Consider the following 15,749-nt stretch of genomic DNA (forward strand, 5'->3'; position numbering starts at 1 on the left):
ACCGTCGCCGGCGCGCTGACCGCCGCGGCCACCGCCCGCGAGGAGACCCGCGGCTGCCACTGGCGCGAGGACCACCCCGGCACCGACGACGACTGGCGCGTGCACCTCGACGTCCGTCTCGACGACGGCGGCCGGCTGCGGCTGACCCGCCGTCCGGTCGGCACCCCGGCGGGAACGGCGTGGTGAGCCCCGACCCGCGCTCGCTGGAGGGCACCGGCCTGTCCGAGGCGTGGGTGGACGACCTGGTCGAGCGCACGCTGGCCGAGGACCTCGCCGGCGGTGCCGTGCTGCCCGGGGCGCCCGACCTCGCCGTCTCCTGCGACGTCACGAGCGCCGCCACCGTGCCGCCGGCGCAGCTGGGCACCGCCGACCTGGTCGCCCGCGCCGGCGGCGTCGTGGCCGGCCTGCCCGTGGCCGCGCGCGTCTTCACCCGCCTGGCGCCCGGCGCCACCCTGACCGCCGGCGCGGCCGACGGCGACCGGGTGGCCCGCGGCGACGTGCTGCTCACCGTCCGCGGGCCGGTGCGCGCGCTGCTGGCCGCCGAGCGCAGCGCCCTCAACATCGCCAGCCGGGCCAGCGGCATCGCCACCGCCACCCGCGCGTGGGCGGACGCGGTCGAGGGCACCGGCGCCGTCGTGCTGGACACCCGCAAGACCACGCCGGGCCTGCGGCCGCTGGAGAAGTACGCGGTGCGCTGCGGCGGCGGGTCGAACAAGCGCATGGGCCTCTACGACGTCGCGATGGTCAAGGACAACCACGTCGCCGCGGCCGGGTCGGTGGCCGCCGCCGTCGCCGCCGTCCGGGAGCGGGCACCGCGGGTGCCGGTGCAGGTGGAGGCCGACACCCCCGCCCAGGCGGTCGAGGCCGTGGCGGCCGGCGCGGACTTCCTGCTGCTGGACAACATGACGCCGGCGCAGCTGCGCGAGGTCGTCGGCCTGGTCGGCGGCCGCGCGGAGCTCGAGGCGACCGGCGGCCTCACCCTCTCCGTCGCCCGCGAGGTGGCGGCCACCGGCGTGGACTTCCTGTCGGTCGGCGCGCTCACGCACTCCTCGCCGATCCTCGACCTCGCCCTCGACCTGCGGGCGGGCTGACCCGTGCTGCTCACCGTGGACGTCGGCAACAGCCAGACCGTGCTGGCCACCTTCGACGGCGCCCGGCGGGTCGGCTGCTGGCGGGTGACGACGCACGCCCGGGCCACCTCCGACGAGCTGCGGATGCTCTGGCGCGGGCTGCTGCGCGACACCGTGGTCACCGGCGTCGCCGCCTGCTCCACCGTGCCGGCGCTGCTCCCCGCGCTGCGCCAGCTGCTGGACTCCCTCGAGGTGCCGGTGGTCCTCATCGGCCCCGGCGTGCGCACCGGCGTCCCGCTGCACGTGGACAACCCCCGCGAGGTCGGCGCCGACCGGGTGGTCACCGCGCTGGCCGCCCACGAGCTCTTCGGCCGGTGGCCCGACGGCCGCGGCCGGCCGGTCGTGGTCGTCGACTTCGGCACCTCGACCAACGTCGACGCGGTCGGCCCCGACGGGCAGTTCCTCGGCGGGGCGCTGGCGCCCGGCGTCGAGGTGAGCCTGGAGGCACTGGCCAGCCGCGCGGCGCAGCTGCGCTCGGTGGAGCTGACCGTGCCGCCGCAGGCGATCGGCAAGAACACCGTGGCGGCGCTGCAGTCGGGGCTGGTGCTGGGCTTCGCCGGCCTGGTCGACGGGCTGGTCGCCCGCATCGCCGCCGAGCTCGTGGCCCAGTTCGGCGCGGCGCCGGTCGTCGTCGCCACCGGCGGCCTGGCGCCGCTGGTGGCCGACAGCTGCCGGACGATCGCCGAGCGGGAGCCCGACCTCACCGTGCACGGCCTGCGGCTGGCCTTCGAGCGCCAGCAGGCCCCCGGCCGCCGCTAGGGAGCGCGGCGGGGTGGCACGGCGCACGCCCGTAGGCTCGGGCGCCGTGACCGACGCGCCCCCCGGCCCCCCGGACGACGAGCTCCCCGAGCAGATGCGGGTCCGCCGCGGCAAGCTCGACCGGCTGCGCGGTGCCGGCGTCGACCCCTACCCGGTCACCGTTCCGCGGACGACCACGCTGGCGGCCGTCCGCGAGGCGCACCCGGACCTGCCGCCGGACACGATGACCGGCGAGGAGGTGGGGGTCACCGGCCGGGTGATCTTCAGCCGCAACACCGGCAAGCTGTGCTTCGCGACGCTGCGCGAGGGCGACGCCGAGCTGCAGGTCATGCTCTCCCGCGACCGGGTCGGCGAGGCCGCCCTGGCCGCGTGGAAGGTCGACGTCGACCTCGGCGACCACGTGCTGGTCACCGGCGAGGTCGGGACGTCGCGGCGCGGCGAGCTGTCGGTCTTCGCCGACTCGTGGCAGATGGCGGCCAAGGCGCTGCGGCCGCTGCCGGTGGCGCACCGGCCGATGAGCGAGGAGCTGCGGGTCCGGCGCCGCTACGTCGACCTCATCGTCCGCGACGAGGCGCGGCGCACCGTGCGGCAGCGGGCCACCGTGATGGCCGCCCTGCGGGCCGGCCTGACCGGCCGGGGCTTCCTCGAGGTCGAGACGCCGATGCTGCAGACCGTGCACGGCGGCGCGGCCGCCCGGCCGTTCCGCACGCACATGAACGCCTTCGACCTCGACCTGTACCTGCGGATCGCGCCCGAGCTGTTCCTCAAGCGGTGCATCGTCGGCGGGCTGGAGAAGGTCTTCGAGATCAACCGCAACTTCCGCAACGAGGGCGCCGACAGCTCGCACTCCCCGGAGTTCGCGATGCTCGAGTTCTACGAGGCCCACGCCGACTACCGCGACGTCGCCCGCACCACGCGGGAGCTGGTCCAGGAGAGCTGCACGGCGCTGTTCGGCGACCTCGTCGCGCGCCACCACGACGGCACCGAGGTCGACCTGTCGGGGGAGTGGCCGCACGTGCCGCTGTACTCGCTGGTCTCCGACGCCGTCGGCGAGGAGGTCACGCCGCAGACGTCGCCCGAGCGGCTGCGTGCGCTGGCCGAGCGGCACGACGTCGGCGTCGACCCGGCGTGGCTGCCCGGGAAGGTGGTCGAGGAGCTGTTCGAGGCGCTGGTTCAGGACGCCCTGCAGGCGCCGACGTTCGTCGTCGACTACCCGGTCGACACCTCACCGCTGACCCGCGCACACCGGACGACGCCCGGGCTGGCCGAGAAGTGGGACCTCTACATCGGCGGCATCGAGCGTGGCACCGGCTACTCCGAGCTGGTCGACCCCGTCGCGCAGCGCGAGCGCTTCACCCAGCAGGCGCTGCTGGCCGCGGCCGGCGACCCGGAGGCGATGCTGCTCGACGAGGACTTCCTCGAGGCGCTCGAGTACGGCATGCCGCCCACCGGTGGAGTGGGCATGGGCATCGACCGCCTGATGATGACGCTCACCGGCCTCGGCATCCGCGAGACGATCCTGTTCCCATTGGTGCGCCCGCTCTCCTGAAACGACGCCGTTCTCGTTTTCGCCGCGATTTCTCCCCCGGAATGGGCGGGTCACTCCACGTGATTGGTGCGTCCGGTCGATTGTGTGGTCGAATGGTCGCAGTGTCCGGAGCAGGCGGACGACTATCCGATACCGGCTCGATGCCGGAGAGTGCGAGGAAGAGCGACAATGGCGCGCAAGGTGCAGGTCATCCTCAGTGACGACCTCGACGAGGACCTCCCCGCCGACGAGACGGTGAGCTTCTCCCTCGACGGCACGAACTACGAGATCGACCTGTCGGAGAAGAACGCGAAGGAACTGCGCGACGCCTTCTCCCGGTACGTGCAGGCCGCGCGCAAGGTCGGCCGCGGCAGCGGGCGGGCCTCCGGTGGTGGCCGTTCCCGTGCCACCGGCGGCGGTGGCCGCATGGACCGTGAGCAGGCCGGCGCCATCCGCGACTGGGCCCGCAAGAACGGCCACAACGTCAGCGACCGGGGCCGGATCCCGGCCAGCGTCGTCGAGGCCTACGAGGCCGCCCACTGAAGGGCCTCCCTGCCCCCCGGGCTTGGCGGGCTCAGCCCGGGGCCCTGCAGGGAGGCCGTTCCAGCAAGTGACCGTCGGCCCGGTCCCCGCGTGGGGCCGGGCCGTCGGCTTCCCCGGGTCGTGACGCGCCGTCCGCTGTCGGCGTAACGGCACCGGAACACCACCCGGTCACCATCGGTTGGACCGGGCAGCCACCCACCGCCCCGCCGGTCGTGCACCGACAGGACGGCGTGGTCCGTGACTACAGTGGAAAGACCGGTGCCCCAGCGCGCCGACGGACGTCGGGTGCTCCTCCCCGCTCGTGGGGAGGACAGTGCCGGACCAGCCGGTCAGAGGAGAAGCAGCAGATGTTCGAACGGTTCACCGACCGAGCCCGTCGGGTGGTCGTCCTGGCCCAGGAAGAGGCCCGGATGCTCAACCACAACTACATCGGCACCGAGCACATCCTCCTGGGCCTGATCCACGAGGGTGAGGGTGTCGCGGCCAAGGCCCTCGAGTCCCTCGGCATCTCGCTCGAGGGCGTCCGCCAGCAGGTCGAGGAGATCATCGGCCAGGGCCAGCAGGCCCCCTCCGGCCACATCCCCTTCACCCCGCGGGCGAAGAAGGTGTTGGAGCTGTCGCTGCGCGAGGCGCTGCAGCTCGGCCACAACTACATCGGCACCGAGCACATCCTGCTCGGCCTCATCCGCGAGGGCGAGGGCGTCGCCGCCCAGGTCCTGGTGAAGCTGGGTGCCGACCTCAACCGCGTCCGCCAGCAGGTCATCCAGCTGCTGAGCGGCTACCAGGGCAAGGAGCCGGCCGCCGCCGGCGGTCCCTCGGAGGGCACGCCGTCGACCTCGCTGGTCCTCGACCAGTTCGGCCGCAACCTGACCCAGGCCGCGCGCGACTCCAAGCTCGACCCGGTCATCGGGCGGGCCAAGGAGATCGAGCGGGTCATGCAGGTCCTCTCGCGCCGGACCAAGAACAACCCCGTCCTCATCGGCGAGCCCGGCGTCGGCAAGACCGCCGTGGTGGAGGGCCTGGCCCAGGCCATCGTCAAGGGCGAGGTCCCCGAGACGCTGAAGGACAAGCAGCTCTACACCCTCGACCTCGGCGCGCTGGTCGCCGGGTCGCGCTACCGCGGTGACTTCGAGGAGCGCCTGAAGAAGGTCCTCAAGGAGATCCGCACCCGCGGCGACATCATCCTGTTCATCGACGAGATCCACACCCTCGTCGGTGCCGGTGCCGCCGAGGGCGCGATCGACGCCGCCAGCATCCTCAAGCCGATGCTGGCCCGCGGTGAGCTGCAGACCATCGGCGCCACCACGCTCGACGAGTACCGCAAGCACCTGGAGAAGGACGCGGCGCTGGAGCGCCGGTTCCAGCCGATCCAGGTGGGCGAGCCGACGCTCACCCACACGATCGAGATCCTCAAGGGCCTGCGCGACCGGTACGAGGCGCACCACCGGATCAGCATCACCGACGGCGCCCTGGTCGCCGCCGCGACGCTGGCCGACCGCTACATCTCCGACCGTTTCCTGCCGGACAAGGCGATCGACCTGATCGACGAGGCCGGCGCCCGGATGCGGATCAAGCGGATGACCGCGCCGCCGGACCTGCGCGAGTTCGACGACCGGATCGCGACCATCCGTCGCGAGAAGGAGTCGGCGATCGACGCGCAGGACTTCGAGAAGGCCGCCTCCCTGCGCGACAAGGAGAAGACCCTGCTGGGTGAGAAGGCCGAGCGGGAGAAGGCGTGGAAGGCCGGCGACATGGACGTCGTCGCCGAGGTCGACGACGAGCAGATCGCCGAGGTGCTGGCCAACTGGACCGGCATCCCCGTCTTCAAGCTCACCGAGGAGGAGACGACCCGTCTGCTCCGCATGGAGGACGAGCTGCACAAGCGGATCATCGGCCAGGAAGAGGCCATCAAGAGCGTCTCCCAGGCGATCCGGCGCACCCGGGCGGGGCTGAAGGACCCGCGTCGCCCCGGTGGCTCGTTCATCTTCGCCGGCCCCTCGGGTGTCGGTAAGACCGAGCTGGCCAAGGCGCTCGCGCAGTTCCTCTTCGGCGAGGACGACGCGCTCATCCAGATCGACATGGGTGAGTTCCACGACCGGTTCACCGTGTCGCGGCTGGTCGGTGCCCCTCCCGGCTACGTCGGTTACGACGAGGGTGGCCAGCTGACCGAGAAGGTGCGGCGCAAGCCGTTCTCGGTGGTGCTGTTCGACGAGATCGAGAAGGCCCACGCGGACGTGTTCAACACGCTGCTGCAGGTGCTCGAAGACGGCCGGCTCACCGACGGTCAGGGCCGGATCGTGGACTTCAAGAACACGATCCTGATCCTCACGACCAACCTCGGGACGCGGGACATCTCCAAGGCCGTGGGTCTGGGCTTCCAGGTCGGCAACGACACCCAGTCGAACTACGAGCGGATGAAGCTCAAGGTCAACGAGGAGCTCAAGCAGCACTTCCGGCCGGAGTTCCTCAACCGCATCGACGACATCGTCGTGTTCCACCAGCTGACCGAGGACGAGATCATCGAGATCGTCGACCTCATGGTGGCCCGCGTCGAGGGCCAGCTGGCCAACAAGGACATGTCGCTGGAGATCACGCAGGACGCCAAGAAGCTGCTGGCGCACCGCGGGTTCGACCCGGTGCTGGGTGCCCGGCCGCTGCGCCGGACCATCCAGCGCGAGATCGAGGACGCGCTGTCGGAGAAGATCCTCTACGGCGAGCTCACCGCCGGTCAGATCATCGTGGTGGACGTGGAGGGCGAGGGCCCGACCGCGACCTTCACCTTCCGCGGCGAGGCCAAGCCGATCGACGTGCCCGACACCCCGCCGGTCGCCCTGGCGGTCGGTGACGACGAGGACGGCAAGGGCCCCACCTCGCTCAAGAAGGAGTGAGGACCCCCTCAGGGGCGCCAGGCTCGTACGACCCGACAGGGGCCGTCTCCCGCGAGGGAGGCGGCCCCTGTCGCGTTCCCGGGGCTCCGCGCCGAGGTGGGCCAGGACGCGCCGGTGCGCTCAGGCGGGCAGCGTGAACCGGCCGTCGGGGAGCTGCTCGAGCAGGCCGTCGGTGAGCAGCGAGTCCAGGCAGCGGGCGCGCTGCGCGGCGTCGTCCCAGGCGGCTTCCAGCGCCGCAGGTGGCACCGGGCCGTCCGCGGCCCGCAGGACGTCGAGCAGCCGGCCACGCACCTGCCGGTCGGTGCCGGCGAAGCGCTGCACCCGGCGCGGCGGACCGTCGGACGCCGGGCTGCCGGCCAGCCGCCAGGCGCAGCGGTCCCGGACCGGGCACACGGCGCAGCGTGGCGTCCGGGCCACGCAGACCAGCGCCCCCAGCTCCATGGCCGCCACCGAGAAGCGCACCGCGCGGTCCCGGTCGGCCGGGGCCAGCGCCGCGACGTCGGCCAGGTCGGAGGCGCGGGCGGTCGCGGCGTCGGCCCGGCCGTGCACCAGGCGGGCCACCACCCGGCGCACGTTGGTGTCCACGACCGGCTGGGGCTGCCCGTGGCCGAAGCAGGCGACGGCCCGGGCGGTGTAGGTCCCCACGCCCGGCAGCGCCTCCAGGGCCGCGACGTCGGCCGGGACGGCGCCGCCGTGCCGCTCGGTGAGGGCGACGGCGGTCTCGCGCAGCCGCAACGCCCGGCGCGGGTACCCGAGCTTGCCCCAGGCGCGGATGACCTCGGCCGGCGACGCGGCGGCCAGGTCGGCGGGGGTGGGCCAGCGCGCCACCCAGTCCCGCCAGACCGGCTCGACCCGGGCGACCGGCGTCTGCTGGAGCATCACCTCGCTCACCAGCACCGCCCACGGGTCCACGTCCGGGCGCCGCCACGGCAGGTCGCGCGCGGCGGTGTCGTACCAGTCGACGAGGGCGTCCCCCGGCCCGGCCTCCGCGGCGACCGGGGGAGCTGCGGCGGGGCTGTCCACGGGGGTCCAGTGTGCCCGCCCGGGGAGCGGCGTGCCGCCATGGGCGGGGGAGCGGTCGCCGACTACGGTCGTCGGCGTGCTGCACCCGGTCGGGCCCCTGCCGGCCGCCGTCTACTGGCGGCGGCGGCTCCTGGTGCTGGCCCTCCTGCTGGCCCTGCTGGGCGGCGGTGGGTGGCTCGGGGTGGCCCTGCTGACCGGCTCGGACGACGAGGCGGCGGCCGCCGAGGCGACGGCGGCGTCGACGCCTGCCGGCGCCCCGGCGCTCGACCGCGTGGTGCCCTCGCTGGCCAGCGTGCAGACCCCGACCCCACCGCCCACCAGCGCCCCGGCGCCCGCCCCGGCCGCGCCGGCGCCTCCCGAGCAGGAGGCCGGTGCCGTCTGCCGTGACGACGTCCTCACCCTCGAGGTCCGCACGCCGGGCACGGTGCCGGCGGGCTCCCGGCCGACCCTCGAGCTGGTCGTCACCAACACCGCGACCGTGCCGTGCACCCGCGTGCTCGACAAGGGGCTGCAGGAGATGGTGCTGCTCGACGCGGCGGGCAACCGGCTGTGGGGCAGCAACGACTGCTTCCCCGAGGCCAGCAGCGACACCCGCACGCTGGCGCCCGGCGAGCAGGTGGCGTTCCCGCTGGTGTGGGGCGGGCTGACCAGCGAGCCGACCTGCACGGCCGAGCGGGTGCCGGTGGCGCCGGGGCAGTACGTGCTGCGCGCCCGGCTGGACACCAAGACCAGCCCCGACGCGCCGCTGCAGATCACCTGAGGCCCGTTCCGGCTCCCGCCGCGAGCGTGCGAGCGGCGGGGGCAGGAGGTCCTTCTCAGCTGTAGCGGTCGAGGATCGAGGTCTCGGCCAGCCGGGACAGCCCCTCGCGGATGCCGCGGGCACGGGCCTCGCCGACGCCGTCGACGGCCAGCAGGTCCTCGATCGTGGCCGCCAGCAGCTTCTGCAGGCCGCCGAAGTGGTCGACCAGCCGGTCGATGATGCCGGCGGGCAGCCGCGGCACCCGGGCCAGCAGCCGGTAGCCGCGCGGGCTGACCGGGGAGTCCAGCGCCTCGGCCGAGGTCGGCAGCCCGTAGCAGCGGGACACCGCGGACAGGTCGAGCAGCTCGGTGGCCGACAGCGCCCGCAGGTCGGTGAGGACCTGCTCGATGCTCCGCGGACGCCGCCCCACCCCGCTGGGCAGGTAGTCGCGGACCAGCAGCGCGCGGTCCTCCTCGACGCCGGCCAGCATCTCGTCGAGCTGCAGGGCCAGCAGTCGGCCGTCGGTGCCCAGCTCGACGACGAAGCCCTCGATCTCGTCGGCGATCCGCCGCACCATCTCCAGCCGCTGGCTGACGCTCATCGCGTCGCGGACGGTGACCAGGTCCTCGATCTCCAGCGCCGACAGCGTGCTGGCCACCTCGTCGAGCCGCAGCTTGTAGCGCTCGAGGGCCGCGAGGGCCTGGTTGGCGCGGGCGAGGATGGTCGTCGGGTGCTCGAGGGTGTAGCGGCGACGGGCCACGTAGACACTGATGATGTGCATCGACTGGCTGACCGAGATCACCGGGAACCCGGTCTGCACGGCCACCCGCTCGGCGGTGCGGTGCCGGGTGCCGGACTCCTCGGTGGGCACCGTCGGATCGGGCATGAGGTGCACCCCGGCGCGCACGATGCGCAGCCCGTCGGAGGAGAGGATGACCGCGCCGTCCATCTTGGCCAGCTCGCGCAGCCGGGTGGCCGACAGGGCGACGTCGAGGGCGAAGCCGCCGGTGCAGATAGACTCCACGACCCGGTCGTAGCCCAGCACGATCAGGGCTCCGGTCCGGCCGGCCAGGATCCGTTCCAGGCCGTCACGCAGCGCGGTCCCCGGGGCGATGCGGCCGAGGAGCTCCCGGAGGGCGACCTCGGAGTCCACAGCGGGGGGCACGGGCGCTCCTGACGTCGACGTGTTCCGGCGGCCGAGTCTACGTGGCACGCCCACCGGCCGGTCGGGAGCGGGGTGCGGTGGCAACGATCACCGGGAGTACGCCGCGACCTCCGGGGCGACCGTGACCCGGGCGACCGTCGGCCTCACCCGGGGAACAGCCCGGACAGCGCAGCGCCCAGGTCGGGGACCTCCATCAGCCGCATGCCCTTGGGTGCGGGACCGGCGTCGGGCGGGACGAGCGCGAGGCGGTACCCCTGGCGGGCGGCCTCGGCCAGCCGCCGGGCGGTGCCGCCGACCCGGCGGATCTCCCCGGACAGTCCCACCTCGCCGAGCGCGATCACGCCCTCGGGCAGCGGGGTGTCCCGGGACGCCGAGGCGATGGCGAGGGCGAGGGCGAGGTCGGCCGCGGGCTCGGCGATCTTCACCCCGCCGACCGAGGCGGCGAAGACGTCGGCGTCGGCCAGCCGGACCCCACCGCGCCGCTCGACGACGGCGTTGACCATGGCCACCCGCTGGGAGTCCAGCCCGCTGACCGCCCGGCGGGGCGAGCCGCCGCCGGCACTGGTGGCGACCAGCGCCTGCACCTCGGCCAGCAGCGGCCGGCTGCCCTCCATGGTGACGGTGACGCAACTGCCGGGCACCGACGCCGTCCGGCGCGAGACGAACAGGTGCGAGGGGTCGGGGACGCCGACCACGCCGCCGTCGCCGATCTCGAAGCAGCCGATCTCGTCGGCCGGGCCGAAGCGGTTCTTGGTGGCCCGCACCAGCCGCAGCGTGGAGTGCCGCTCGCCGTCGAAGGAGACGACGACGTCGACCAGGTGCTCCAGCGCCCGCGGGCCGGCGATCGCGCCGTCCTTGGTGACGTGCCCGACGAGGATGGTGGTCATCCCCCGGGACTTGGCGACGGCGGTCAGCGCGGTGGCCACGGCGCGCACCTGCGAGGCCCCGCCGTCGGTCCCGTCGACCGCGGGGGAGCGGACCGTCTGCACGCTGTCGAGGACCAGGAGCGTCGGCGACACCTGCTCGACGTGCGCCAGCACGGCCGACAGCTCGGTCTCGGCGGCCAGGTACAGCCGGTCGTGCAGGGCGTCGATGCGCTCGGCGCGCAGCCGCACCTGGGCCGCGGACTCCTCACCGGAGACCACCAGCGTCGGGCCGTTGCTGGCCGCGACCCGGTGCGCGACCTCGAGCAGCAGCGTGGACTTGCCCACCCCCGGCTCACCGGCGACGAGCACGACCGCCCCGGGGACCAGACCGCCGCCCAGCACCCGGTCGAACTCGGCGATGCCGGTGGGGACCGCGCGCGCACCGGTCAGCTCGACCTGCGCGATCGGCCGGGCGGGGGCGGTGACCGGGCCGGCCACGACCGCCCGCAGCGCGGCCGCCGGCGGACCGGCCTCCTGCAGCGTCCCCCAGGCCTGGCACTCGGGGCAGCGCCCCATCCACTTCGCCGAGGCGTAGCCGCACTCGGTGCAGCGGTGGGCGGGACGCGCGGACTTCACACCGGAGGGAGGCACACCGCCACGGTAGGTGCGGCCACCGACACTCCCCGGGACCTCGCAGCGGGTCCCTACTCCGCCTCGGTGTTGGGCTCGTCGGACTCTTCCTCGGTGTGGAAGTCGAAGGGCTCGCCGCGCTCGAGCTCCTCCTCGGGACCGGCCACGACCACCTGGGTGGTGATCTCGCCGGCCTGCTCGAAGGTGAACGTCAGCGTCAGGTCCTGCCCCGGCGTCAGCGGCTCGGTGAGGTCCTGCAGCGTGATCGTGGAGCCGTCCTCGCGGCCGACGTAGAGCGAGGTGTCCGCGGGGATCTCCAGGGCCAGCTCCGAGCTCGCCCCCGGGGAGGGGCTGCTGGTCGGCGCGGCCGGCGCGGACGGCGTCGCACCCGTGGTGCCCCCCGGCGTCGCGCCGGTGGAGCCCGGGGTCGGGGTGGCCGTGGGCTGGTTGCCGGGCGGGGAGGACGGCGAGGGCGTGGGACCGGTGCCGGCCACCTGCAGCCCGCTGAAGCCCTCGCCCTCGATGCCGGTCAGGGTCTCGGTCTCGTTGGAGGCGTTGACGATCGTGACGATCAGCTCGGCGTCGTCCCCCTCCTCGTACTGGCCCTCCTCGGGGTAGGCGAGCAGGACCTGCCGCAGCAGGACGTCCTCCACCTGGGCCTGGGGGCCGACCTTGTCGCGGTCCTGAGTGCCGGTCTGCGAGATCTGGCCGGCGCTGCACGCACCGAGCGCGACCGGGCTGACGACGAGGGCACCCACGACGGTGGCGCGCAGCGCGCGGTTCACAGCGGTCGACCTCCAGCGAGCACGTGCGCGGCCACCGCGAGTTCGGCAGCCGAGTCGCGCCGAGCCTAACCGGCGCCCCACGATGTCCGCCGGGAGGTGAGGCAGATGGGTCGTCCCGGTCACGGCTCGACCGGTCCGGGCGCGCAGGAGCGGGACCCGGCGCTGGCCGACTTCCCCGAGCGCGCCCCGGGCACGCGACGGTGGACCTTCGCCGACCAGCTCGGCCCGCACTTCCTCGACGCGCCCGACCAGCCGGTGCTGCTCATCGAGTCGAAGGCCGTCTTCGCCCGCCGCCGCTTCCACCGGCAGAAGGCGCACCTCGTGCTCTCCGCGCTGCGCCACCGGGCCGCCGAGCTGGGCGAGCAGGCGCACCTGCACCAGGTCACCACCTACGCCGAGGCGCTCGACCGGTACGAGGAGGCGCTGTCGGTGTGCGCGCCCACCACCTGGAGCAGCCGTGACCACGTGCTGGGCCGCGCCGGTCTGCAGGTGCTCGCCGCCCGCGGGTTCGTCAGCAGCCAGGGCGAGTTCGCCCGCTGGGCCGAGGGCCGCGGCGGCCGGCGGCTGCTGATGGAGGACTTCTACCGCGACGCCCGCCGCCGTCTCGGCGTCCTGATGGACGGTGCCGAGCCGCTGGGCGGGCGGTGGAACTACGACCAGGACAACCGCGAGCCCCCGCCACGGGACGGCCGCTCCCCGGCGCCGGAGCCGTGGTGGCCGGCCGAGGACGAGATCGACGAGCAGGTCCGCGCCGACCTCGACCGCTGGGAGGCCGACGGTGAGGTCTCCTTCGTCGGCGACGACGGCCCGCGGCTGTTCCCCGCCACCCGCGAGGAGGCGCTCACCCGGCTGCACGACTTCCTCACGACGCGGCTGGGCGTCTTCGGCCCGCACGAGGACGCGATGCTCGCCGGCGAGCGCTGGCTGGCGCACTCGCTGCTGTCGCCGGCGATGAACCTCGGCCTGCTCGACCCGCTGGAGGTCGTGCACGCCGCCGAGGACACCGCCCGGGCCCGCGCCGCCGACGGCGACCCGCTGCCGCTCAACAGCGTCGAGGGGTTCATCCGCCAGGTCATGGGCTGGCGCGACTACATCTGGCACACCTACTGGCACTTCGGCCGGGACTACCGCCACGCCAACTTCCTGCGGGCGGGGGAGCCGGTGCCCGACTGGATGGCCGAGCTCGACGACTCCGCCGTCGACGCCGCCTGCCTGTCCGGCGTCCTCGGCGACCTGCGCCGCGACGGCTGGGTGCACCACATCCCGCGGCTGATGGTGCTCGGCAACTACGCGCTGCAGCGCGGGATCGACCCGCTGGCGATGACCGACTGGTTCCACCGCACCTTCGTCGACGGCTACGACTGGGTGATGGTGGCCAACGTGGTCGGCATGAGCCAGCACGGCGACGGCGGGGCGCTGGCCACCAAGCCCTACGCCGCCGGCGGGGCCTACATCGACCGGATGAGCGACTACTGCGGCGGCTGCCCCTACGACCCCAGGCGCCGCCTGGGCGACGACGCCTGCCCGTACACCGCCGGCTACTGGGCCTTCCTCGACCGCAACCGAGAGCGGCTGGCCGCCAACCAGCGGATGCGCCGCCCGCTGCAGGGCCTCGACCGGTTGAAGGACCTCCCGCTCGTCGTGGAGCAGGAGGTCGCCCGGGGCACCTCCGCACCCTGACCCGCGCCCGCCCGGGCCGCCCGTCCGGGGGACGGCGGTCCAGTTCGGCACCGCGGCTGCCGATGCCTCCCGCACACGGGATCCCGGCGGGAGGTGCGGATGGCGACGGGTCCGGCGTTCGACGACGTCCTCGCGGCGGCCCAGGCGGGCGCCGCGTGGGCCTTCGAGGTGCTCTACCGGGACCTGTCCCCGGCGGTCACCGGCTACCTGCGGCTGCACGGGGCGCTCGACCCCGACGACCTGGCCAGCGAGACCTTCCTCGCCGTCTTCCGCGGCCTGGGCGGCTTCTCCGGCGACGAGGACGCGCTGCGCTCCTGGGTGTTCACCATCGCCCACCGCCGGCTGGTCGACGACTGGCGCCGCCGCAGCCGCCGGCCGCAGCTGGCCGACGACGCCGGCGACGTCCTGCCCGAGACCGCCGGCGGCGACGTGGAGGACGACGTCCTGGCCCGGCTGGGCACCGAGACCGTGCACCGCATGTGCGCCGGGCTGCCGGCCGACCAGCGCTCGGTCCTGCTGCTGCGGGTCCTCGCCGACCTCACCGTCGAGCAGGTCGCCGAGGTCATGGGCCGCTCGGTGGGCTCGGTCAAGGCGCTGCAGCGGCGCGGCCTGCGCCGGCTGCGTGCCGAGCTCGAGCCGGCCGGCGCCCCCCGGACGGGTGAGGCGGACGTGACGACCGAGGGGACGGGCGCACCCCTCTCCGCCCGCCCGGCGATGACGGGAGCGAGATGACCACGCCAGCCGACGTCCGGACCGACGAGGAGGCCTTCGCGGCCAGCCTCGCCGGCCGTCCCGTGCCCGGGGGCGCGCAGCACCTGATCGCGTTCACCCACGCGGTCCGGGCCGGCGCCACGGCGCCCGGGCGGCCGAACGCGGCCCTGGCCGAGCTGCTGGCGACCGGTCTGCTCACCGACACATCGGAACCGTCCACGCGGACGGCCGGGCGACCCGCCCGGGCCTCACGGAAGAGACCCCGCATGCTCCTCACCACGCTCGCCGCCAAGATCGCCTCCGCCGGTGTCGTCGCCAAGGCCGCCTGTGCCTCCGGCGTCGTCGCCGTCGCCCTCACCGGTGCCGCCACCGCCGGCGCCCTGCCCGGTCAGGACGCCGCCGTCCTGGAGTCCGGCGACAGCACCGTCGTCACCGGCACGCCGGACGGCACCGAGAGCACGGACGGCAGCACGGACACCACCACGGACACCACGACGGACACCACGGACGGCACCGGCGACACGCCCGCCGACGCGGTCGTCGAGGAGCCGGCCGTCGCGGAGCCGGTCGTCGAGGAGCCCGTGGACGAGGAGCCGACCACCGAGGAGCCCGTGGCCGCGCCGGAGCTCACCGAGGAGGAGTGGGCGACGGGCCCGGCCGAGGGCCAGACCTTCGGCGACTGGGTCAGCCAGGGCGCGCACAACGGCTGGTCCACCGGCCAGCGCGTCAGCGACGCGGCCCACCAGCGCAACGCCGACCGGCAGGCCGCCCGCAACGGCGGGACCACCCCGGCCCCGGTCGTCCGGGAGCCGGCCGCGGCGCCCGCGCCCCAGCAGCCGGTGACCGAGCAGCCGGCCGCCGTCGCCCCCGTCCCGGCCCCGGCGCCCGCCGCGACCGGCAGCGGGACTGCCAGCGGCAACGGCAACGGCAACGCGGGCGGCAACGGCAACGGCAACGGCCGCAAGTGAGCCAGGGCGGGGCCGCGCTCAGGTGAGCGCGGCCCCGCCGGTCAGCAGCAGCACCACGTCGAGGACGGTCAGCAGCAGCACCGCCGGGAAGGCCAGCCGGCGGAAGCGGTCCGTGCCGGCCAGCGCGGCGACGGCGACCGCCGGCACCGCGAGCACCAGCCCGGCCCAGCCCCACCACGCCGGTGGCCCGTCCGGGCCGAGCACCAGGACCAGCGACGCCGTCCCGAGCAGGAGCGCCCCGGCGACCGCCGAGACCCGTGCGCCGAGCCGGTGCGGCAGCCCGCGCACCCCGGTGGCGATGTCCTCCTCGATGTCGGGCGCGACGTTGGCCAGG

13 protein-coding genes and 2 pseudogenes are annotated in these 15,749 nt (G+C 74.7%); 10 read left to right on the top strand and 5 right to left on the bottom strand.

The window, feature by feature from the left end; all coding sequences use genetic code 11:
• The 6 genes and pseudogenes from ABQ292_RS23175 to ABQ292_RS23200 form a co-directional block, all read left to right on the top strand.
• Window positions 1–186: pseudogene (locus ABQ292_RS23175) on the top strand (L-aspartate oxidase); the annotation flags it as partial.
• Window positions 183–1,091 carry a carboxylating nicotinate-nucleotide diphosphorylase gene (gene nadC, locus ABQ292_RS23180; protein WP_369210068.1) on the top strand — a complete coding sequence of 303 codons (909 nt, stop codon included), beginning with the start codon at window positions 183–185 and terminating at the stop codon, window positions 1,089–1,091. The pseudogene ABQ292_RS23175 and the gene nadC, both read left to right, overlap by 4 nt.
• 3 nt (window positions 1,092–1,094) lie before the next feature.
• The gene (locus ABQ292_RS23185) at window positions 1,095–1,889 is read left to right on the top strand and encodes a type III pantothenate kinase (RefSeq protein ID WP_369210069.1); all 795 of its coding nucleotides are present in this window, start codon (window positions 1,095–1,097) and stop codon (window positions 1,887–1,889) included.
• Between the two features lie 46 nt (window positions 1,890–1,935).
• Window positions 1,936–3,438, top strand: a complete 1,503-nt coding sequence (gene lysS, locus ABQ292_RS23190) for a lysine--tRNA ligase (protein ID WP_438940624.1) — start codon at window positions 1,936–1,938, stop codon at window positions 3,436–3,438.
• A 168-nt stretch (window positions 3,439–3,606) separates the two neighbouring features.
• Window positions 3,607–3,960 carry a histone-like nucleoid-structuring protein Lsr2 gene (locus tag ABQ292_RS23195; protein WP_369210070.1) on the top strand — a complete coding sequence of 118 codons (354 nt, stop codon included), beginning with the start codon at window positions 3,607–3,609 and terminating at the stop codon, window positions 3,958–3,960.
• Between the two features lie 347 nt (window positions 3,961–4,307).
• Entirely contained in the window at window positions 4,308–6,848 is a 2,541-nt protein-coding gene (locus ABQ292_RS23200; RefSeq protein ID WP_369210071.1) for an ATP-dependent Clp protease ATP-binding subunit, read from the top strand.
• A gap of 120 nt (window positions 6,849–6,968) precedes the next feature.
• On the opposite strand, the gene ABQ292_RS23205 is transcribed toward ABQ292_RS23200, so the two are convergent.
• Window positions 6,969–7,871 (bottom strand): iron-sulfur binding domain-containing protein, encoded by a 903-nt coding sequence (locus tag ABQ292_RS23205; RefSeq protein ID WP_369210072.1) that lies wholly within the window; start codon window positions 7,869–7,871, stop codon window positions 6,969–6,971.
• 76 nt (window positions 7,872–7,947) lie between these two features.
• On the opposite strand from ABQ292_RS23205, the gene ABQ292_RS23210 reads away from it, so the two are divergent.
• On the top strand, window positions 7,948–8,631 hold the full coding sequence (locus ABQ292_RS23210; RefSeq protein WP_369210073.1) for a MucR family transcriptional regulator: 684 nt from the start codon (window positions 7,948–7,950) through the stop codon (window positions 8,629–8,631).
• Between the two features lie 55 nt (window positions 8,632–8,686).
• On the opposite strand, the gene disA is transcribed toward ABQ292_RS23210, so the two are convergent.
• The 3 genes from disA to ABQ292_RS23225 form a co-directional block, all read right to left on the bottom strand.
• Window positions 8,687–9,775: a DNA integrity scanning diadenylate cyclase DisA gene (gene disA / locus ABQ292_RS23215; protein ID WP_369210074.1), complete on the bottom strand. Its 1,089-nt coding sequence runs from the start codon at window positions 9,773–9,775 to the stop codon at window positions 8,687–8,689.
• A gap of 143 nt (window positions 9,776–9,918) precedes the next feature.
• Window positions 9,919–11,292: a DNA repair protein RadA gene (gene radA / locus ABQ292_RS23220; RefSeq protein ID WP_369210075.1), complete on the bottom strand. Its 1,374-nt coding sequence runs from the start codon at window positions 11,290–11,292 to the stop codon at window positions 9,919–9,921.
• Between the two features lie 53 nt (window positions 11,293–11,345).
• A complete protein-coding gene (locus ABQ292_RS23225) occupies window positions 11,346–12,056 on the bottom strand; it encodes a copper chaperone PCu(A)C domain-containing protein (protein ID WP_369210076.1) in 711 nt (236 codons plus the stop codon).
• Window positions 12,057–12,161: 105 nt separating this feature from the next.
• On the opposite strand from ABQ292_RS23225, the gene ABQ292_RS23230 reads away from it, so the two are divergent.
• The 3 genes from ABQ292_RS23230 (at window position 12,162) to ABQ292_RS23240 (ending at window position 15,415) form a co-directional block, all read left to right on the top strand.
• Complete coding sequence (locus ABQ292_RS23230) at window positions 12,162–13,736, top strand: cryptochrome/photolyase family protein (RefSeq protein WP_369210077.1); 1,575 nt, start codon at window positions 12,162–12,164, stop codon at window positions 13,734–13,736.
• 99 nt (window positions 13,737–13,835) lie between these two features.
• On the top strand, window positions 13,836–14,468 hold the full coding sequence (locus ABQ292_RS23235) for an RNA polymerase sigma factor (protein WP_369210078.1): 633 nt from the start codon (window positions 13,836–13,838) through the stop codon (window positions 14,466–14,468).
• Entirely contained in the window at window positions 14,465–15,415 is a 951-nt protein-coding gene (locus ABQ292_RS23240) for a hypothetical protein (RefSeq protein WP_369210079.1), read from the top strand. The genes ABQ292_RS23235 and ABQ292_RS23240 overlap by 4 nt, the downstream gene beginning before the upstream one ends.
• 18 nt (window positions 15,416–15,433) lie before the next feature.
• Here the strand turns inward: ABQ292_RS23240 and ABQ292_RS23245 are convergent.
• Window positions 15,434–15,749, bottom strand: a pseudogene (locus ABQ292_RS23245) (UbiA family prenyltransferase); the annotation flags it as partial.

Source organism: Geodermatophilus maliterrae, assembly GCF_041018925.1.
GTDB classification, from domain to species: Bacteria; Actinomycetota; Actinomycetes; order Mycobacteriales; family Geodermatophilaceae; genus Geodermatophilus; species Geodermatophilus maliterrae.

What these genes read in the sequence shown, in the direction of transcription:
- ABQ292_RS23195 (WP_369210070.1), top strand. Translation starts at nt 3,607, where the DNA reads ATGGCGCGCAAGGTGCAGGTCATCCTCAGTGACGACCTCGACGAGGAC.
- ABQ292_RS23200 (WP_369210071.1), top strand. Translation starts at nt 4,308, where the DNA reads ATGTTCGAACGGTTCACCGACCGAGCCCGTCGGGTGGTCGTCCTGGCC.
- ABQ292_RS23230 (WP_369210077.1), top strand. Translation starts at nt 12,162, where the DNA reads ATGGGTCGTCCCGGTCACGGCTCGACCGGTCCGGGCGCGCAGGAGCGG.
- ABQ292_RS23235 (WP_369210078.1), top strand. Translation starts at nt 13,836, where the DNA reads ATGGCGACGGGTCCGGCGTTCGACGACGTCCTCGCGGCGGCCCAGGCG.
- ABQ292_RS23240 (WP_369210079.1), top strand. Translation starts at nt 14,465, where the DNA reads ATGACCACGCCAGCCGACGTCCGGACCGACGAGGAGGCCTTCGCGGCC.